Here is a 16,377-nt window from a genome sequence, read left to right as displayed (position 1 = left end):
CCCTCGCCGAGACCGGCACGCATGCGCTGTTTGCGGTGGCGCTCGACCGTTACACCACCAGCGAGGTCGGGCTGGCGCCGCCGCTGCTCGCGCGCTTGCAGCCGGGCATGCTGTGCCTGGCCGACCGTGCCTTCGCAGGCTTTGAGCTGTGGCGCACGGCCGCCGCGTCCGGGGCCGATCTGTTGTGGCGGGTGCGTCGGAACCAGGTGCTGCCCTGCTGCGAGCGCCTGCCGGACGGCTCGTATCTGAGCCGGCTTTACGCCTCGCCCAAGCAGCGTCGGCACGATGAGGGGGGACAGGTCGTGCGCGTCATCGACTATCGCTTGGAGGGCATCGTGGGCGCGGAACCGCTCTACCGGCTGGTCACCACGCTGCTCGACCCGGTCGCCGCGCCGGCGCTGGAGTTGGCGGCGCTCCACCACGAGCGCTGGGAAAGCGAGAGTGCGTTTGCCGAACTGAAGGTGACGTTGCCGGGGGAGCGCCTGATGCTGCGCTCGCGCCGGGCCGATCTTGTGGAGCAGGAGCTCTATGGCCTGCTGCTCGTGCACTTCGCGCTGCGGCGGCTGATGCACGAGGCCAGTCAGCGGGCCGGCTGCGATCCGGATCAACTCTCCTTCGTGCATGCGGTGCGGATCGTGCGGCGGCATCTGCCGTTCCACGTCGCCTTTTCCCCCTCGGCGGCGCCAGCGCATGGCTGAGTGCGTGCTGATCGCGCTGCCGGCCGAGCAGAGCCGGGGGCGACACAACCCACGTGTGGTCAAGCGCAAGATGAGCGGCTTTCCGACCAAAGCCCGCGCCGAACCGGCCGTCACAGGCCGGATCATCGCAGCCGACCACATCCGAATTGTTGCACCACCGCCTGACCCGGTGCTCTTGCCCGCAGCCATGCCTCTTGCGGCCGAGCCCAAAGCCGCCGCAACGCCTGCTCCGGCACCCAAGCCGGAGACGGTCTGGCGCGCCCACATCTCCTCCTGGCAGACGAGTGGGCTGTCACGACCCGCCTACTGCCAGAGTCAAGGTCTCGCGTTGCGCTCCTTTAACGCTTGGGTCGCACGCCTGCGCAACACCCGCCGACATCCCAGAAAGGCGATCCACACCTAAGTCAACGGTATTGACGTTAGGTTAGGTCCGTCAATTCGACCGGCTCTGCTGGGTTTATCGCCGAGATCGCATGCTTGTACACGATCTGTGTCCCGCTACCTCGGGCAAGTTGGACCGTGTATAGGTCAAACCGTTTGATCCGGCCCACGAGCTTGATCCCGTTCACAAAGAACATCATTACCTCAGTTTCGCTGTCGCGAAGATGTTTGAGGAACACGTCCTGGATCGTCAGGGTCCTTTGTACAGTCACGGTTGAACCCCTCGGCATGTGGCACCGCTCATGGTCGGCGTTGAGCAACTGGAATTGCGGGAAGCCGCTCCACCTCAACAGCCCTCATCGCTTGTGGCAACTCCCACTCAGCGTAGTCTCGTATGGGTCTCGCTGGCTCACGAAGACGAAGGCTGAGCCGCTCGATCTCGGGCACCGACATCGGCGCTCCGTGCGCCGCTACCATCTCGGCGAGGTCTTCAGGAAGCGCATCAACGTGCTCTTGGAGGAGGAGAAGGGCCGCACGGATGGTACTCAACTCTCGTTCGTCAACGACAAGGGTGAGTTTCTTCATGGAGTGCACTGGCCTTTAAGCTTGTCCTTTCAGGCTACTGGCAGATGCGGCAGAATGAAGGCAAGCAGTCCGCTGGCAAGCGCTCTCCATTGTCGAGACCTACAGCAACCGTTCCTTAGTCGGTCCTGAACAACCCACAATTGATTGATGTTGAAGGATTCTTCGTCCGCTAGAAGCATTGTAAAATGCCGGTTCCTGGGGACTCGGGGATCGGCTGGGTTCGGCTCGATCTTCTGCCGGAGCTCTTGGCCGATGTAGACCCTAGAAATTCCAGATCAGAGAGCCTCCGCCTTATGTCCATGGCAGGTTCCATTGCGCCATCACTGTCGAAGCGAAGACAGGACATCGCCGGATCCGGGTGTGGCGGCGAGCCCCATCGACCGCAGCCTTCACGGCGGCAGTCCCGCGTCCTCCAGTCGCTGCCTCAACTGTCGGCGTAGCGCCGGATCGCGGTAGCACTCCTGGAACAGGAACCGCGACACGCTGAAATTCGGCTTGCTTGCCAGAGCCTCCCTGACGAGCTTTCCGGCCTCGTCGGTTCGGCCGAGCGCCATCAGCGCCGCCGCCCGGTACAGCCGCGAGCGGAAGGTCTGGAACACGAGTTCACCCAAGGCATCCAGCGCCTCCCCGTAGCGGCCTAGCGCATAGAGGGCAATGCCGCGCTCCTCGACGCACCACACCGGCAGGAGCGGATCGAGTTCCTCCGCCTCGTCCAGCAGCCGCAACGCCCCCTCGGGTTCTCCGACGAATGTCGCGACGGCCGCGCTGCGCGCCTTGATATAGGCATCGGACGGGTTCAGCTCCATCGCCCGCCGCATCAGCCGTACCGCCTGGTCGAAGTCGCCGTTGAGCAGTTCGTAGAAGGACGCGATCCGGTTGGCCTCGGCATCGTGGGGATCCGGCTCCAGCGCCCGGCGGATGTCCGGCTCGCCATTCTCCGGGTAGCTGAACTCGGGCAGGTCCGAGGCCGCGCAGACCCGCCACGCGTACGCCGTCCCATAGGTTGGATCCCGCTCGATCGCCCGGGTGAACCACCTCACCGCCTCACGGGAGTGCTCCTCCAGCACGCCGCCGAGGCGATGCTGCTCGAGGCCGCGCAGGAAGCACTCGTACGCCGACATGTTCTCGGGCGACCTGCGCCGAGCTGTGACCATGCCGGCATCCTCAATGCGGCCGAACACGGTGGCGGCGATCCGGGCAGCCGTGCTGTCGAGCAGGTCCAGGACCTCGGCGAAGGGCCGGACGATCCTGTCGCTCCACACGACCGAGCCCGTCTCCGTCTCGGTCAGCGTGAGGCCGATCCGCACCTGATCGCCCGTCCTCCGGACCTGCCCCTCCAGGACGTATCGCACGCCCAAGATGTCGCCGGCCTTGACCGGGTCCGCCTCGGCCAGGGCGAAGCTGGCGCTGCGGGAGCTGACGAACAGGCGCCGGAAGCGGGCCAGTTCGACGATGAGCTCGTCCGTCAGCCCCTCGGCCAGGAACCGCTGGTCCTCGTCGCCACCGATGATGCGGAACGGCAGGACCGCCAGCGACAGCGGGCGCTTCACCTCCGCATCACGCATCCGCGTCGGCGCGGATTGCAGCCGATGCCGCGCCATCTCCTCACGGAGACGGTAGATGCGGATCGGCTCCGACAGGTTCTTGAGGTGCCGCTCGCCAAGATCATCGAAGGCGAAGGGCGCGTTGCGCCGGATGCTGTCGAAGAAGGCCGCGCTGGCGAAGACGCTATCGGGGTCCGCCTCCTGCTGGATGCGGGCCGCGACGTTCACCCCGTCGCCGACCAGGTCATCACTCTGGACCAGCACATCGGCGAGATGAAGCCCGAAGCGCAGCCTGAGCGGATCCGCCTCTGTGTCCTCGCTGCCGGCGAGCGTGTGGCGGATTTCGGCCGCGCAGCGCAGGGCCTGGATTGGGCTGCCGAACTCCGCCAGCCAAGCATCGCCCGCCGTGTTGAAGATCCGGCCGTCCAGGGTGGCGACCGTCTGTCGGATCATCTCCCGGCAGCGGGCGACCCGGTCAGCCGTCTGCTCCTCGGCGGCCTCCATCAGCGCTGAGTAGCCGACGATGTCGGCCACCAGGATAGCGGCCAGGCGGCGCTGCATGCCGAACTCCCGGGGTACGGGCGGTGTCGGCCCAATCTACGCCTCAGTGGGGGAAACGGCGAGCCCCGTGCGTGCAGCCTCCCTGGCTGATGCGACCATCCGGACCCGAAACCATTGTGACCTTCACCTCGAACAGCCGATCCTACAACTTCCCGTCGACGGTTGTCGGATCGGGGAGACGCCAGCGTGAGTGGAATGGCCTCGACCCCAGAGCCCTCAGAGCATCCGTCCCACGACCGCACGCAGGCTCAGCCCCTGCACCACGATTGTGAACACCACCACCGCGTAGGTCGCCGCCAGCAACGGTGGCTTCTCCGTGACCTCGGGCAGCGACAGGGCCAACGCGATCGAGATGCCGCCTCGCAACCCACCCCAGGTCAGCACCGGGATCGTGCCGCGGACGAACTCCTGCCGTCCCCGGAGCAGGAGCACCGGGCCTGCGACTGCGAGGAAGCGGCCCAACAGCACGAGCGGAATGCTCACCGCCGCCAGCGCGGCAAAGGAGGGATCGAAGCGCAGCACCAGCACCTCGAGCCCGATCAGCAGGAACAGCACTGAGTTGAGGATCTCGTCCACCAACGTCCAGAAGCCGAACACGTAGCGTTGCGTCAAGTCGCTCATCGCATCCACCGGGCCGCGGTTGCCGACCAGGATGCCAGCCACCACCACCGCGATCGGTCCGCTCATGTGGAGCCTGGCAGCGAGCGCGTAGGTCCCGGTCACCAGCGCGAGCGAGATCAGCGTCTCCATCGGGTAGTCGTCAATCCGGCGCATGGCGCGGTAGGCGAGATAGCCCGTACCCCACCCGAGCGCCGCCCCGCCGAGTGCCTCGATGAAGAACAGCTCGGCCACGTGAGCGACGCCGGCCTCGCCCCCGCTGCCGGACGCCAGCGCCAGCAGTACCGTGAAGACCACCACGCCGACGCCGTCGTTGAACAGGGACTCGCCGGCCATGTCGACCTCGAGCGCCTTGGGCACCTCGATTGTTTTGAGGGTGCTGAGCACCGCCACCGGATCCGTCGGGCTGATCAGGGCACCGAACACCAGCGCCCACGGCAGGGGAACGGTGGTGCCCAGCGTGCCGGACAGCCACCACAATCCGATGCCGACCACCGCCGTCGAGATCACAACTCCGAGCGTGGCGATCAGGCCGACGCTCCAGGCCCGCTTGCGCAGGATGCCGAGGTCGACGTGCAGCGCGCCGGCGAACAGCAGGAAAGCCAGCATGCCGTTGAGGACCGTCTCCCGGAAGTCGATCTGCCGGAGCATGGCCGTAAGGCTCTCGTACAGGGCGACGTTGGGCAGCGCCGCCTCGATGCCGATCAGGATAAGTGAGGCCCCCAAGGCCATGATGAGCAGCCCGATCGAGTGCGGCAGCCGGATGGCCACGTGGTTGAGCCAGCCGAACACGGCGGTAAGGACGAGAAGGACGGCAATCAGATCGAAGGCGGAAAGCACGGGCGGACTCACGGAAGCGACCGGAGAGTAATGCCCGGGCCGTCGATTGGTTTGGGTTTTGCCTCCCGCATCCAGCCGGTTGGCCCCGCCTCACGCAGGATCCGTGCCCCGGGGCTCAGCCTCCAGCCAGCGCCAGGCCTCGCCCTCCCCGGCCGCATCGAAGTGGCGGGCCTGGATCCGGGTCAGAGGCGCAGCCCATCCGGTCAGGGTGGTCATCCAGGCCGGGCCGCCGACCAGGGCGTAGCGCTCGACCTGGCGCCAGCCGCGCATCTTGACCGAGGCGAGCCCCTCCTCGCGCAGGGCCTCGAGCGTGACCCCGTCGAAGGTCACCACCCGCACCAGCACCCGCAGCCGCTCATGGGCGCCGAGCGCCTGCTCGAAGGCCCTGATCAGGACATGCATGTCGTCCCGGCGAATGCGCCCGTTCACCTCGAACCCGATCACGTCCGGCCTGATCGTCTCAAGGAGACGGACCGACGGTGGTGCCTGTGCCGCCTCGGGCTCGGTGGGCTCGACGGGCTGCGCCACCCAACCCAGCGCCTCGTCCCGCTCGCTGTCGGAGAGTATGCGGATCTCGATCTGGGGCAGGATGCGGCCCTGCACCTGGACGATCCGGCGCACCCACTCCTGCTCCGTCACCACCGCCATGCGCGCGAACAGCCGCAACTCCCGCAGGTGGCGCAGACCATAGCCGAGATCGCGCGCGAAGGCGCCTGACGTCATGCCCGACATGGCGATCTCGATATAGAGCGCAATCCGGTCCTGGCGGGCCAGGGCATCCTCGACCGCCGCGATGCTACGCTCGATGTCTACTTTCTCGACGCGCCCGCTCACGCGCATGGCGACCACGTGGTCTGGAGACGGCAGAACCTCCAGCATGGCTGCATCCTCCGAAGTTGCCGGACCGGAGCCACGTCCCGGTACGATCTGATATAGGGCGGCACGCCATGATGAGCCTACCCTGGGAGGGGCTTGTTCCTTCACAAGCGCGAGCCCGGCGGCCGCCAGCGCGTCTGGGCTAATTTGGTCTTCGGGCGGCCAAGCGGCCGACACCGTGAGATGTCCCTCCATCGGGATCAGGATCACGCAAGGACGATGCAGGTCGCCATGAGCTTGGATGACGGCATGGTCGAGCGCGACCGGGATCGGCAAGCGCCGAAAGGCGGTGTGTGAACCTGTTCAGGCGCGCGGCCGCTTCACGCTCCGCCGGCCTCCCCTGGTCCCTGGCATGGCCGGCGATGGAAGTTGCCGTAGCCGCCCATGGCCCGGGCGCCGCTACGGCAGGGCGTGAGCCGAGGCCGGCCTGATGTCCTTCGGCCGCACGATTTTCTCGCCACCCGTCTCGGTCTTGATCAGGTACGCAGGCAGACGCTCGGCCCCGGCCGGGACGATGCTGACGACGCAGTAGATACGCCCCTTTTCCCTGTCAGCGACGCCCTCGCTCAGGCGGACAAGCTGACCGATGCAAAACGTGGATGGCATGAAAACCTCCTGAAGGCTGCGGCGGGATCGGCACGTGGGATCAACCACGAGGCCCTCCTCTCAGGCTGCGAACGACTGACCGCGCTGCTGCATCCATAGCTGGTTCAACAGGTCGACGTAGGGCCGGCGCCGCTCGCGGTACGCGGCCCTGAGCCTTTCGCTGATGTACTGCTTGGTTTCCTTGGTGTTGGCGCTGTTCTCGACCTTTTCCAGCTCGACCTGATGCTCGAGATCGATGTGGCCCAGTGTTCGCGCGACCTCCTTCAGCGTCAGGTCAAGGCCGGGCGAGTACATCCGAGGCTGCGCGCTGGCGTAACTGGACATGTTTTCCTCCATGATTGTTCATCATTGTCTGAGGCTACGTTCATTCAAGAAATTTACGGCATCTCAGGCCAGTATCGTTTCTGCGGAGGAAAGAGAAACTCAGTATTTTTACGGAGACATGGGCCTTGGGGCAGCCGCGGCCACGCGGATGTCCGACGAGGCCGGCCCCGGCATCGGAGGAACTGCCGATGAGCGATCAGCACTACGACGAGCAAACCCGCAGAACGCTCGATGATGCTGCGGACCAGATCGAGAATGGCCCCGGTAACGAGGACACCTTGGTCGTCATATCCGATAGTGTGCCAGCCGCCTACCGCCTGTTATAACTTGAATAGCGGATCTCCCCTGTGCAGTTGCCATGGAATCGCCGGCAACTCGCATCTCTCAGGATGGCCGATAGCAATACACCCGAGCCAACTCCCTCGGATCCACGAACACCGTCTGGGCCGTGCAGAAGCCGGCCTCGAGGCCCAATGAGTGCCACACGGCCTCAGGCTCCGGATAGTCTGATGCACGATTGTGAGTGACAATGGCGCAAAACTCCGATGCGTCGAGCTCCGTCTACAGGAGGCGGCTACCGTGCTCGACGCGACCGAGCCAGCCGTCACGATCCTCCCCCTCACTCAAGGTCGGCTCCCAGATCAGGAATAGCCCGTTGGGACCGAGTAGGCGACGCACCCGGCGCATCAGCTCGCCCTTGTTCCGCGTATCGCGGTGGTGCAGGGACTGCCCGATCCAAACGACATCGACGGCCTCCGACCAGCCCGCCAGTGCTTCGGCGAAGTCGGCCTGAACGAGAGTGACCGGGCAGGGAAGGGTCTTGAGCGTCTCTTCCGCCAAGGTGAGCGCCGGCTGCGATAGGTCAACGCCGAAGTAGCCAGAAACGTCCGTTCCCCTCAGGGCTGCCCTGCTCCCGGTGGCATCCCCGCACCCAAGGTCGAGAAAGCGGAAGAGCTTGGGGGCCTCGGTGACCAGAATCCCGTGCAGCAGGTTGTAGACCTCGCGACGGAAATTGTAGTTGAAGTCGATCACCTTGCGGTAGGTCTGCCATTGTGTCTGGAAGATTGCCTGCGACATGAATCCCTCCCAGCAGCGCCTTATAAGGCGGAGTCGAGGTGCATGTCCGACAGTCCGAGAGTAGCACGCACCCGTAACGGAGACGAAGTCAGTTGCTCTGCCGCATGTAGCAGTGTCAGCTCAGGCACGAAGCCGCCGTTTGTGTCCCTCACCACCTGCATGGTGTTGACCGGCCTGGGTCCATGTTGCTCGCGACCTTAGGACTTGAGCCAGTCGAGGGTAGCGGCGAGGCAGAGTATGCCCATGAAGTGATGAGGCGGTCTTCTCGTAGCGGGTTACAATGGCGCGCCACCCCTTCAACCGGGTCCGGAGCCGCTCGACAACATTGCGATTGTTGTAGATCCAGTCCGGACAGGCGACCGGCGCCTCATGCCGCTGCGGCGGGATTGCCGGTTTGGCTCCCAGGTTCCAGACGTGCTCACGAAAGGCATGGCTGGTGTAGCCGCGATCCCCCACCACCCATTACGGCACACCCGGTAAGCGGTCGAGAAGCGGGATGGCATGGGGGAGTTCATGCGCCCTATGATCTTCATCGTTACCGGAGACGGAGAGCATGGGCCAGTTTCCGCCACCTGTGAAACGGCAGTTGCAGCCCTCCAATCCGCTCGTAGATTAGCCGACGAGGGCATTAAGAACGTGTTGGTCGACGCGGACGGCCAGGAATACGCCCCTGCCGATTTTAAGCATCTCTTCGTCGAACCTCATGAGAATGAGGCATAGTAAGATTTCCCCTCAAGGGGATATTCTAATCCGAAGCACACCTTCGATCTGGCTCACCATGAGATGTAATCCGCATCGAATGCCGACCCCGGCGCTGAGTATCATCAAGCACATGACTTTGCTGGAGGATTCGTAGCGGCGGCGTGGCTACCGAGACCTCTAACTTGGCAGAAGGCGGTTGATGAAACAGGGGCCACCACCGCGCCGTCAGCAGGTCTTCCAGCAGCAGCCGGCGCAAGGGAAAATAGAGCATTTTAAGGCACGGAGGATGAGAAGGGAGGTCTTTAGACCTCACTGATGTCCCTCTCGGGGTACTGTGAGCCACCAGATCACAGTGCGCATGTGGTGCAGTTCACAGAAGGGCGAGCCGTTTCGCGATACTCGCATCCATCCGGAACGCGCGTCAGTTGGGAGCGTCCAATGCCTCGTTTTTACGATACCTGCGCGGGACCCATCCGTGGTCTCTATTTACCCCCCGTCGCCTGGGACATGCTTCATCGGGAGAAGATCCAGACGCTCGAGCAGCTCGTGGACATGGCTGACCGGCTTGAGCAGGTCGACGGGATAGAACCCAGGATGGCGGAAGTGATCCGAGAGGCCATCGCCCGTGTCGCACCGCCTGAAGAGCACACGCTAGGCGAGATGCTGCTAGCTCCATGGTGCGCGTGATTTTGCATAGCGCGCAGTATGGAACGGTGGTGGCCGAACTAACGAAGAAGGCGGCTCGCGACGGGCCCAATGGGAATGGCTTCATAAATGGCTAGTCCCTCCTCGAAGCGCAGTGCCGAGCAGGCGCTCGCGGCTTGGTAGAAGAGTCGGGTGATCTCGTGAATCTGATCATCGTCCAGCTCATGAATCAGCCTGTGCTGACTAATCAGCTCAGCGATGTGGCTGTCCCAGTCGCGACAAGCGGCCGAGAGTGGCGGCCGCTCCATCGCTTGGCTGGCGCAAGTCGCCAGACACCCGCAACTGATGACCAGGGCCTGAGCATAGATCCGCGCACGCAGCGGCTGGCCTTGAGGTGCCATGCTGACCTCCCCGCAAGGAAGAAGACTATCAGGGGACACTATGACTGAGGGACAGGTTTGAGTGTGCGCGACACGAGCCCGGCAGCTGTAGCCCCGATCTCCTCTTCAGCAAGGTGCGATCTTAGCCATAAGCGGCGGCCCCAAGATGTGCGAGGCCGCACGGGTAATCTTGCCCCCTCGCCGTTTAGCTTGGAAACCGGCTCCTGTACGGTGCAATTCAGGGGCTTCCCGTTACCGGGCGACACCCGAAATTGCTCTTCACCTTGGGATGGCCCAGCCAGTGAGACAGCACCTCCAAGCTCGGGAAGGTATGCTCGATCTCCATGAAAGGCGCCGGGCGCTTACCCTGGGGCAGATCCTCAAGCAGTTCCGCTGTCCAGGAGGTATTCTTGCTGCCCGTGCCGGTACGGACGACGCTCCCCATGAGCTCACCATTCAGGAAGAGGTCATAGGCGCCGGGTGCGAGTTGGATCAGGCTGTAGGTCATGGAGAGCTCTTAACCAGAGGCAGGCTGAAGCTCAATATACTCATGGGTTTGACGATTGCGGTATCATGATTAAGGCCGCTCTGGGTCGTGGATATGACGGCCGCGGTGCTCCAGAACCTCCCGAGCTGAATTGGTCTCATACACCCTCACTTCCTTCGATCTCCGTCTACAGAGCACCTGCCGGCCTCGTCGGTCGGTCGCTGCGGTCTACGAGTTGCCAGGCGGAGCCGTGGCCATTCTGACTCCGTCGCTCATCTCGCGACATGTCTTGGCCTGCGGCTCAGGCGGACACTTCGGCTCAGTCATGTTAGCAATCTGAGCGGCTGCAGCGTGTCGTGAAACCGCTCATTATAGATCCGGCTTGGGTGCAGTTGAAACATCGGCGGTCATGGATAGGGTCGAATAGCCCAGCCACCCTCCGGCACAGTTCAAGATCACCCAAGCCGTCTCAATAAGGGCCACGGCCTACTTATGGCGGCCTTCTTTTTGCGTGTTTGAGACCCCCGTGCGTACCTGCTCCTGTCCTGCCTGCCACAGCATCATCAACATCGGTTCTACTCGCTGCCCATACTGCGCAACTCAACTCACCCAGGCCGCCGCGCTCATCCATGGTTGGACGACGAGAGCCACGCGGGGGCTCGTGGGGCTCGCCGGTGGCGCAGTCACGGGCGCTGTGGGTGGTCTCGTGTTCAGCGCTGCAACAGGTTGGAACTGGCTAACCTACGCCTGCATCATCGTGTCCGCCCTGTCCTCCGGACACCGCCGGTGGCATGTTCGGCCCACGGCAACGGTCGCAATGCGCAGGTGATCTTGTCCGACAGGATGGCTGGCCACGGTCCGGCATGGGCCGCTCCTTTGTATGGTGTGCTTTTCCGCATGTCTCCCCAGCTCCGAAGCTGCCACGTCGACACCTCATGAGCTCGCTCGCGCAGCCACCACGCGGCGAGGCCGATTACTCCGATCGTAGGCTCCCAATCCGCAGCCGCGCTGCTGCGCGCACTTTGGACCTTGGCGACCAACGAGCCGCGCCATCGCCGCCCCCGATAGAGCCAGAAGAGACGCAATCACGCCTATCAATCGTCTCGACTGTCTCTGCAAATCACCTGCGCCCCTTCCCGAGCCAACAAGCCCGACGCGCAAATCCCCATAGGGCGAGCAGCCGGCGCCACCACAATCTCACATTCCACGATTTCCTTCCTTGGCGGGTCCCCGACGCTGGCTGCCGGAGTGCGCGGCACGGTTCGTGAGCGGTCGGCATCCGAAAAGCTTCACAGGAAGGGCCATTCGCAGGTTTGCACAGGGATACGCCTCTGAGTGACAGGAGGAGGAGTCAACCAAGACAGAAGACAAAGGATGGGTTCAAAGGGTTGCGATCGGGTGCGATGAAGGTCAGTGCCCAACAACGACGATGACAGGGGCATCGATGAGGCCAGCTAGCTTGCTGCGGAATGCCATACCCACAGCATTCACAAGCGTGTTGAGGAGTTTACCCTTCCTGCTCCGCCCCCAGTAGAGCATTCTGGCGCTAGAGAGGACTCTCAAGAACAGCCGCTTCGCACGGGTTCGGGCCGAGGACTTTCCTCGCACCAGAGAGCGAGAATGGCGAACTGCGTCCATCAGAAAAGGTAACACGCATAGCTCGTCCCTTTATCATTGCCTTCCACATCGCATAATAGCGAGACTGGGCAATGTGATCCAACGTTCCGATGGCTCGAGACTCGTCCGTGCTGAATTTGAACTTCTTGTCGTCAATGCTGATTAACACGGTGCCATTCTCAGGCGGCTCCCGACCATGAATCTCGATGTCGATGCCAATCAACAGTCCGTACTTAGTTTCCGCTGCTTTGTCTGATGCGCTTACGTCGCACGTGATCCGAAAGAGGCTGTCTCTATCTTCGCGGATGGTATGCTCCGCGAAGCCCTGAAGGTAGCCAAAAGTCCAATTCCTGACTCCAGTGTCCTGTCCAAGCGCCAGAGTTGGGGCGAGAAACGCAACGGAACAGGCGGCTACAAGAAAGCGACTCATGAGTTTTGACTTTACGGTTCTTGCTTCCGTGGTCTGACCGCCGCAGTACATGACGTACAGAGGCAGCGATCCTGGTTGGATAATCGAAACTTGAAGGGCTTGTTGTGTGTGACTGGCTAGGTCGAAAAGTGGGGGCTGTCTCTGCTCATTGGGTAGAGTTTCCCATCGAACATCTCAGTATGGTCCACTTGATACCCTCACAACAATCCTAGTCTCGTCACCCTCAATCTGGCTGCTGATTGAGACAACCTCGGAGAATTGATTGTGAGACTTTCTTATATTGATCTCTACCTCCTCCTTGGGATCAGCGATGAGCTTCGAATACTGATCAAGCGCTCGCTTCTCGTCTGCAAGTCGAATTTTCCGGTTCGAACGCTCTTCGAGTAGGGAGAGGAGCTGAACTGCCTTTCTGTACTGCCAGCCCAGGATGTTCGTATCGTCCGGCTTGTTTTTCATGTTGAAGGTATAGGTGCGGATCATATACTCACAGCCCGACTGCTCTAAATGCATGACGATGCCATCACCAAGAACCAGGGACTCGGTTGCGGTTCCCTCGCGTGAATCCAACCTAAAGCCAGCATTTGTGAGTGCCGGTCGCGGCCTGTCCAATGTGCACTGGTTATCGCACCAATAGTCAGCAAGTGCGCTTGCCGGAGACATTCCTAGCGCCACGCCCAGGCAAGCGGCAATACCGACAGGGCCAAGAGGCTTTAGGATAGGAGGGATGCCCGTATTCCAAACCCGTCGGCGACTTCTTCTATGTCTCACGTTGATGGTCCCCGAATGAGAGATAAAGCTGAGTGCTGATTTACACTTCATGGTGAGGCCGGGCGATTTGAACGGCAAGTTAGGCGCTTCACGGGAGCCTGAGGAGGCTGGCAGTCCCACATAGGGCCTCCATGAAGTGCAAACAAACGGTCGCCTCATCTCGTTGATCCGCTTAAGAGCAGCCCTCGGTGAAGGGAGGCTTCCGAGGCCACCTTGACGTCGTCGTCCAGTGTGAATCGGTGGGCCAGTCTCACGTGGAATGCGATACGCCTCACCTGAAGTACAAAGATTCGCATGTCAGTCTATCGGCTAAGTCCCTCATTTGAAATTTAATTGCCGGTCCAAGCATCACGTCCAAATCGACAACGGGGATGCCCGACCCTGTGAGAAGTCGTGGGGTGTTGCGGTCAAGATAGGCTCCGGCCAATGGTCGCTGAAGCAGCCAGTGCGCGCCGGTCGTCGCCCCAGCGGCCAACCACCTGGACGCCGACGGGCATTCCCGTCGGCCCGGTCAAGCCCGGGACGGAGATGCAAGGCACTCCCAAGGCCGTCCAGATCCGGTTGAAGACAGGATCGCCGGTCGCCCCCAATTCCTCCGGCGCCCCTCCGGGCGCACTCGGAGTGAGCAGCACATCAAGCTCGTCCAGCACATCGCTGCAGCCGGCGCGCGCCTCTGCCACCAGCGCTTTGGCGGCATCGTAGTCCTCGGGCGCGATAAGCGCCCCAACCTCCAGAAGTTCACGGAGCTTTGCGCTGAGATGGTCGGACGCGGTCAGCATCTCCGGCGCATGCGACCGCGCCGCCTCGAAGGCCATGATCGTCTTCTGTGCCTCCAGCAGGCCACGCCACCATTCAGGAAGTTCAATCTCGCGGATCTCCAGCCCAGCTGCACGCAGCCGCGCCGCGGCCTCGTCGAGAGCCAGCGCCGTAGCAGGTTCAGCAGCCTCCCATGCATGGGTTCGGATCAGGCCAATCCGCGGGCGGAACTCCTCATCTGCAACGCGCAGGTTCGGACGGCCAGCAATGACCGAAGTGAGCAAGGCCGCGTCTTGGACGGTCGTGGCAAAAACCCCAACCGTGTCGAGACTGTCCGCGAACGGGCGCACGCCGGTGCAGTCGATCACGCCAAAGGTCGGCTTGTAGCCCACGCAGCCGCAGAAGCTGGCCGGCCGGATGACAGACCCGGCCGTCTGCGTGCCGAAGGCCAATGGCACCATGCCGCTGGCCACCGCCGCTGCCGAACCCGAGGAGGAGCCGCCGGGGGTCCGATCCGGATTGTGGGGATTGCGGGTCTTGCCCGGCTAGAAGTAGGCGAACCCGGTGGTTACCGTCTTGCCGAGGATCAGGGCGCCCGCGTGCCGCGCCAGGGCTACACAGCCCGCACCACGCGGCGGCTGGAACGTCTCATAGAGCGACGAGCCGTATCCGGTGGGCATGTCCGCTGTGTCGATGATGTCCTTGACCCCAATGGGGATCCCCCTCAGGGGGCCGGAGCCGAACCGGTCCACGTGCCGCGCCATCTTTAGGGCAGCATCCATGTCCAGGTGCTGCCATGCCTGCACCTGAGGCTCGCGCTCGCTGATGCGGTCCAAGCAGGCGCGCACCGGAGCCTCGCTGGTGAGGCTGCCGTCAGCGATGCGTTGCGCGGCTTCAAGGGCGGTGGGATGTCTGGTCATTGGCACCAATCCTCAATGATCCGGCCATAGGCCTCCATGGCTTGGTCGATGCGTGAGATGAGGCAGTACTCGTCTGTCTGGTGCGCCATGGTCGCCTCTCCAGGACCGAGAACGACCGTTGGCAGGTTGCCCATGGCCGGGGTCAGCGCCGACGCGTCGGTGAAGTAGGTCGCGCCCCGCGGCACGGGCATCGTCCCTAAGAATGGCGCCATGATCTCGAAGACCCGCTGGACCCACGGGTCGCTGGGATCGGTCCATACGGCGGGCACGTCGATGATCGGCGAGATCTCCATCTCATCGCCCAAAAAGCTCCTGACCGTCTCGCGCACGGCGGCATGCGCCTGGCCCGGCACCGTGCGAATATCGAGGCTCACCTCGGCGCGATCGGGAACCGAGTTGGTGTTCAATCCGCCGTGGAAGGTACCGATGTTCAACGTTGGCCCGCCCAAAACCTTGTGCCGCTGCACGTTGAAGTCAAAGTCCGTCAGCCTCACGACTGCATGCGCTGCCTTGATGACGGCGTTGTCTCCCTTCTCCGGCATCGAGCCGTGCGCGGTCATGCCCTGTGCAACGGCTTTCAGCCACAGGGCTCCTTTATGGCCGATGAGCGGGATGTTGGACGTTGGCTCGGCGACGATCAGGGCACCGGCAGCATCCAGAAGGCCCTTCTGCCGGCATAGATGGTAGGCCCCTTCGGATCCGGTCTCCTCACCGGCGGTGATGATCAGCACCGCGCCTGGACCCCTTTCCAACGTAGCACGGTGGGCGATGCAGGCCTCGACAAAGGCTGCAACGCCTCCCTTCATGTCGCTGGAGCCGCGGCCAAAGACCCGGTCGTCATCGATATCACCGCCAAACGGGTCGACCGACCATGGCTGCAAGCCAAGCGGCACCGTGTCGAGATGACCGGTAAAGGCAAGCGGCAAGCCATCCCGGCCACCGATGCGCGCGATCAGGTTCGTGCGCCCCTCCTTGAACGGGATCGTCGTAACGGTAAAGCCATTCTCCTCCAGCCGCTTGGCCACGAGGGCTGCGCACTGAGCCTCATCGCCAGGAGGGTTGACGGTGTTTTGGCGGATCAGCGCCTGCGTAAGCGCAACAGCAGGTGAAGTCGTCATGGGCCTCGCTTTCTGATGAGTCGTGGAAGGACCAGCCGCCCTCCGGTGGGCTGGTCCTGAAGGGGCACGGGTGGGATGCTAATTCGGTGTCCGCCGCAGCGCCAGAGGCACTCGGCTCGCTGTCGGGTTGCAGACACTGTTGTCGGCCTGAGCGCCAATGCCCCAACGCGGCCTGTTCCTATGTACACGTGCCAGTTCAAGGATCTTTCCCGGGCTCTTCCTCATTCGGAGGCAAGACAGAGGCACAAAGCGAATGCAATGAGTGTCACTGGCACGGTAAAACGAGGGTCATCGGCCGCGTCCATAGGCGCCCTAATTGTCTGGATGCGAGACCTCCTTGGCGTGAGCGACAACCTGGAGGGCTGGTGGCAAAGCGTCTGAATCGGGTGGCTTGTAGCGTCGGTTGGCCAGCTTCGGCTCGGCGGCCAGGCGGCTGTGCACGAC

17 protein-coding genes and 3 pseudogenes are annotated in these 16,377 nt (G+C 63.0%); 4 read left to right on the top strand and 16 right to left on the bottom strand.

Features of this window, described 5'->3' with window-relative positions:
* A partial coding sequence (locus NF876_RS41210) for an IS4 family transposase (protein ID WP_262273506.1) occupies window positions 1-698 on the top strand: 698 nt, incomplete at its 5' end.
* Window positions 691-1,101, top strand: coding sequence for an IS66 family insertion sequence element accessory protein TnpA (gene tnpA / locus NF876_RS41205; RefSeq protein WP_262273505.1), 411 nt, complete (start codon window positions 691-693; stop codon window positions 1,099-1,101). The genes NF876_RS41210 and tnpA, both read left to right, overlap by 8 nt.
* A 16-nt stretch (window positions 1,102-1,117) precedes the next feature.
* On the opposite strand, the gene hfq is transcribed toward tnpA, so the two are convergent.
* The 7 genes from hfq to NF876_RS41170 form a co-directional block, all read right to left on the bottom strand.
* Complete coding sequence (gene hfq / locus NF876_RS41200; protein ID WP_262273504.1) at window positions 1,118-1,369, bottom strand: RNA chaperone Hfq; 252 nt, start codon at window positions 1,367-1,369, stop codon at window positions 1,118-1,120.
* Window positions 1,370-1,379: 10 nt separating this feature from the next.
* Entirely contained in the window at window positions 1,380-1,664 is a 285-nt protein-coding gene (locus NF876_RS41195; protein WP_262273503.1) for a hypothetical protein, read from the bottom strand.
* Between the two features lie 389 nt (window positions 1,665-2,053).
* On the bottom strand, window positions 2,054-3,769 hold the full coding sequence (locus NF876_RS41190; protein ID WP_262273502.1) for an adenylate/guanylate cyclase domain-containing protein: 1,716 nt from the start codon (window positions 3,767-3,769) through the stop codon (window positions 2,054-2,056).
* A 216-nt stretch (window positions 3,770-3,985) separates the two neighbouring features.
* Window positions 3,986-5,227 (bottom strand): cation:proton antiporter, encoded by a 1,242-nt coding sequence (locus NF876_RS41185; RefSeq protein ID WP_262273501.1) that lies wholly within the window; start codon window positions 5,225-5,227, stop codon window positions 3,986-3,988.
* Between the two features lie 90 nt (window positions 5,228-5,317).
* Window positions 5,318-6,106, bottom strand: a complete 789-nt coding sequence (locus NF876_RS41180) for a SpoIIAA family protein (protein ID WP_262273500.1) — start codon at window positions 6,104-6,106, stop codon at window positions 5,318-5,320.
* Between the two features lie 396 nt (window positions 6,107-6,502).
* Window positions 6,503-6,709, bottom strand: a complete 207-nt coding sequence (locus NF876_RS41175) for a hypothetical protein (protein WP_262273499.1) — start codon at window positions 6,707-6,709, stop codon at window positions 6,503-6,505.
* Window positions 6,710-6,769: 60 nt separating this feature from the next.
* On the bottom strand, window positions 6,770-7,033 hold the full coding sequence (locus NF876_RS41170; protein WP_262273498.1) for a hypothetical protein: 264 nt from the start codon (window positions 7,031-7,033) through the stop codon (window positions 6,770-6,772).
* Between the two features lie 188 nt (window positions 7,034-7,221).
* Here NF876_RS41170 and NF876_RS41165 point away from each other — a divergent pair, with 188 nt between their 5' ends.
* Window positions 7,222-7,359 (top strand): hypothetical protein, encoded by a 138-nt coding sequence (locus tag NF876_RS41165; RefSeq protein ID WP_262273497.1) that lies wholly within the window; start codon window positions 7,222-7,224, stop codon window positions 7,357-7,359.
* A gap of 235 nt (window positions 7,360-7,594) precedes the next feature.
* Here NF876_RS41165 and NF876_RS41160 read toward each other — a convergent pair whose 3' ends face one another.
* Both NF876_RS41160 and NF876_RS41155 read right to left on the bottom strand, forming a co-directional pair.
* Window positions 7,595-8,110 (bottom strand): class I SAM-dependent methyltransferase, encoded by a 516-nt coding sequence (locus tag NF876_RS41160; RefSeq protein ID WP_262273496.1) that lies wholly within the window; start codon window positions 8,108-8,110, stop codon window positions 7,595-7,597.
* 197 nt (window positions 8,111-8,307) lie between these two features.
* Window positions 8,308-8,632, bottom strand: a pseudogene (locus NF876_RS41155) (transposase); the annotation flags it as partial.
* 618 nt (window positions 8,633-9,250) lie between these two features.
* Here NF876_RS41155 and NF876_RS41150 point away from each other — a divergent pair.
* Complete coding sequence (locus NF876_RS41150) at window positions 9,251-9,499, top strand: hypothetical protein (protein ID WP_262273495.1); 249 nt, start codon at window positions 9,251-9,253, stop codon at window positions 9,497-9,499.
* 38 nt (window positions 9,500-9,537) lie between these two features.
* On the opposite strand, the gene NF876_RS41145 is transcribed toward NF876_RS41150, so the two are convergent.
* The 7 genes and pseudogenes from NF876_RS41145 to NF876_RS43900 form a co-directional block, all read right to left on the bottom strand.
* Entirely contained in the window at window positions 9,538-9,858 is a 321-nt protein-coding gene (locus NF876_RS41145) for a hypothetical protein (protein WP_262273494.1), read from the bottom strand.
* Window positions 9,859-10,075: 217 nt separating this feature from the next.
* Window positions 10,076-10,345 (bottom strand): hypothetical protein, encoded by a 270-nt coding sequence (locus NF876_RS41140; protein WP_262273493.1) that lies wholly within the window; start codon window positions 10,343-10,345, stop codon window positions 10,076-10,078.
* Window positions 10,346-11,870: 1,525 nt separating this feature from the next.
* Window positions 11,871-12,371, bottom strand: a complete 501-nt coding sequence (locus NF876_RS41135; RefSeq protein ID WP_262273492.1) for a YfjT/YkfB family phage-associated protein — start codon at window positions 12,369-12,371, stop codon at window positions 11,871-11,873.
* Between the two features lie 174 nt (window positions 12,372-12,545).
* Window positions 12,546-12,851: a hypothetical protein gene (locus tag NF876_RS41130; protein WP_262273491.1), complete on the bottom strand. Its 306-nt coding sequence runs from the start codon at window positions 12,849-12,851 to the stop codon at window positions 12,546-12,548.
* Between the two features lie 695 nt (window positions 12,852-13,546).
* Window positions 13,547-14,815 (bottom strand): annotated as a pseudogene (locus tag NF876_RS41125) (amidase).
* On the bottom strand, window positions 14,812-15,933 hold the full coding sequence (locus NF876_RS41120) for a M20 family metallopeptidase (RefSeq protein WP_262273490.1): 1,122 nt from the start codon (window positions 15,931-15,933) through the stop codon (window positions 14,812-14,814). The pseudogene NF876_RS41125 and the gene NF876_RS41120 overlap by 4 nt, the downstream one beginning before the upstream one ends.
* Before the next feature lie 312 nt (window positions 15,934-16,245).
* Window positions 16,246-16,377, bottom strand: a pseudogene (locus NF876_RS43900) (IS481 family transposase); the annotation flags it as partial.

It is taken from the genome of Microvirga yunnanensis (assembly GCF_025460875.1).
This window is presented reverse-complemented; position numbering and strand designations above follow the sequence as displayed.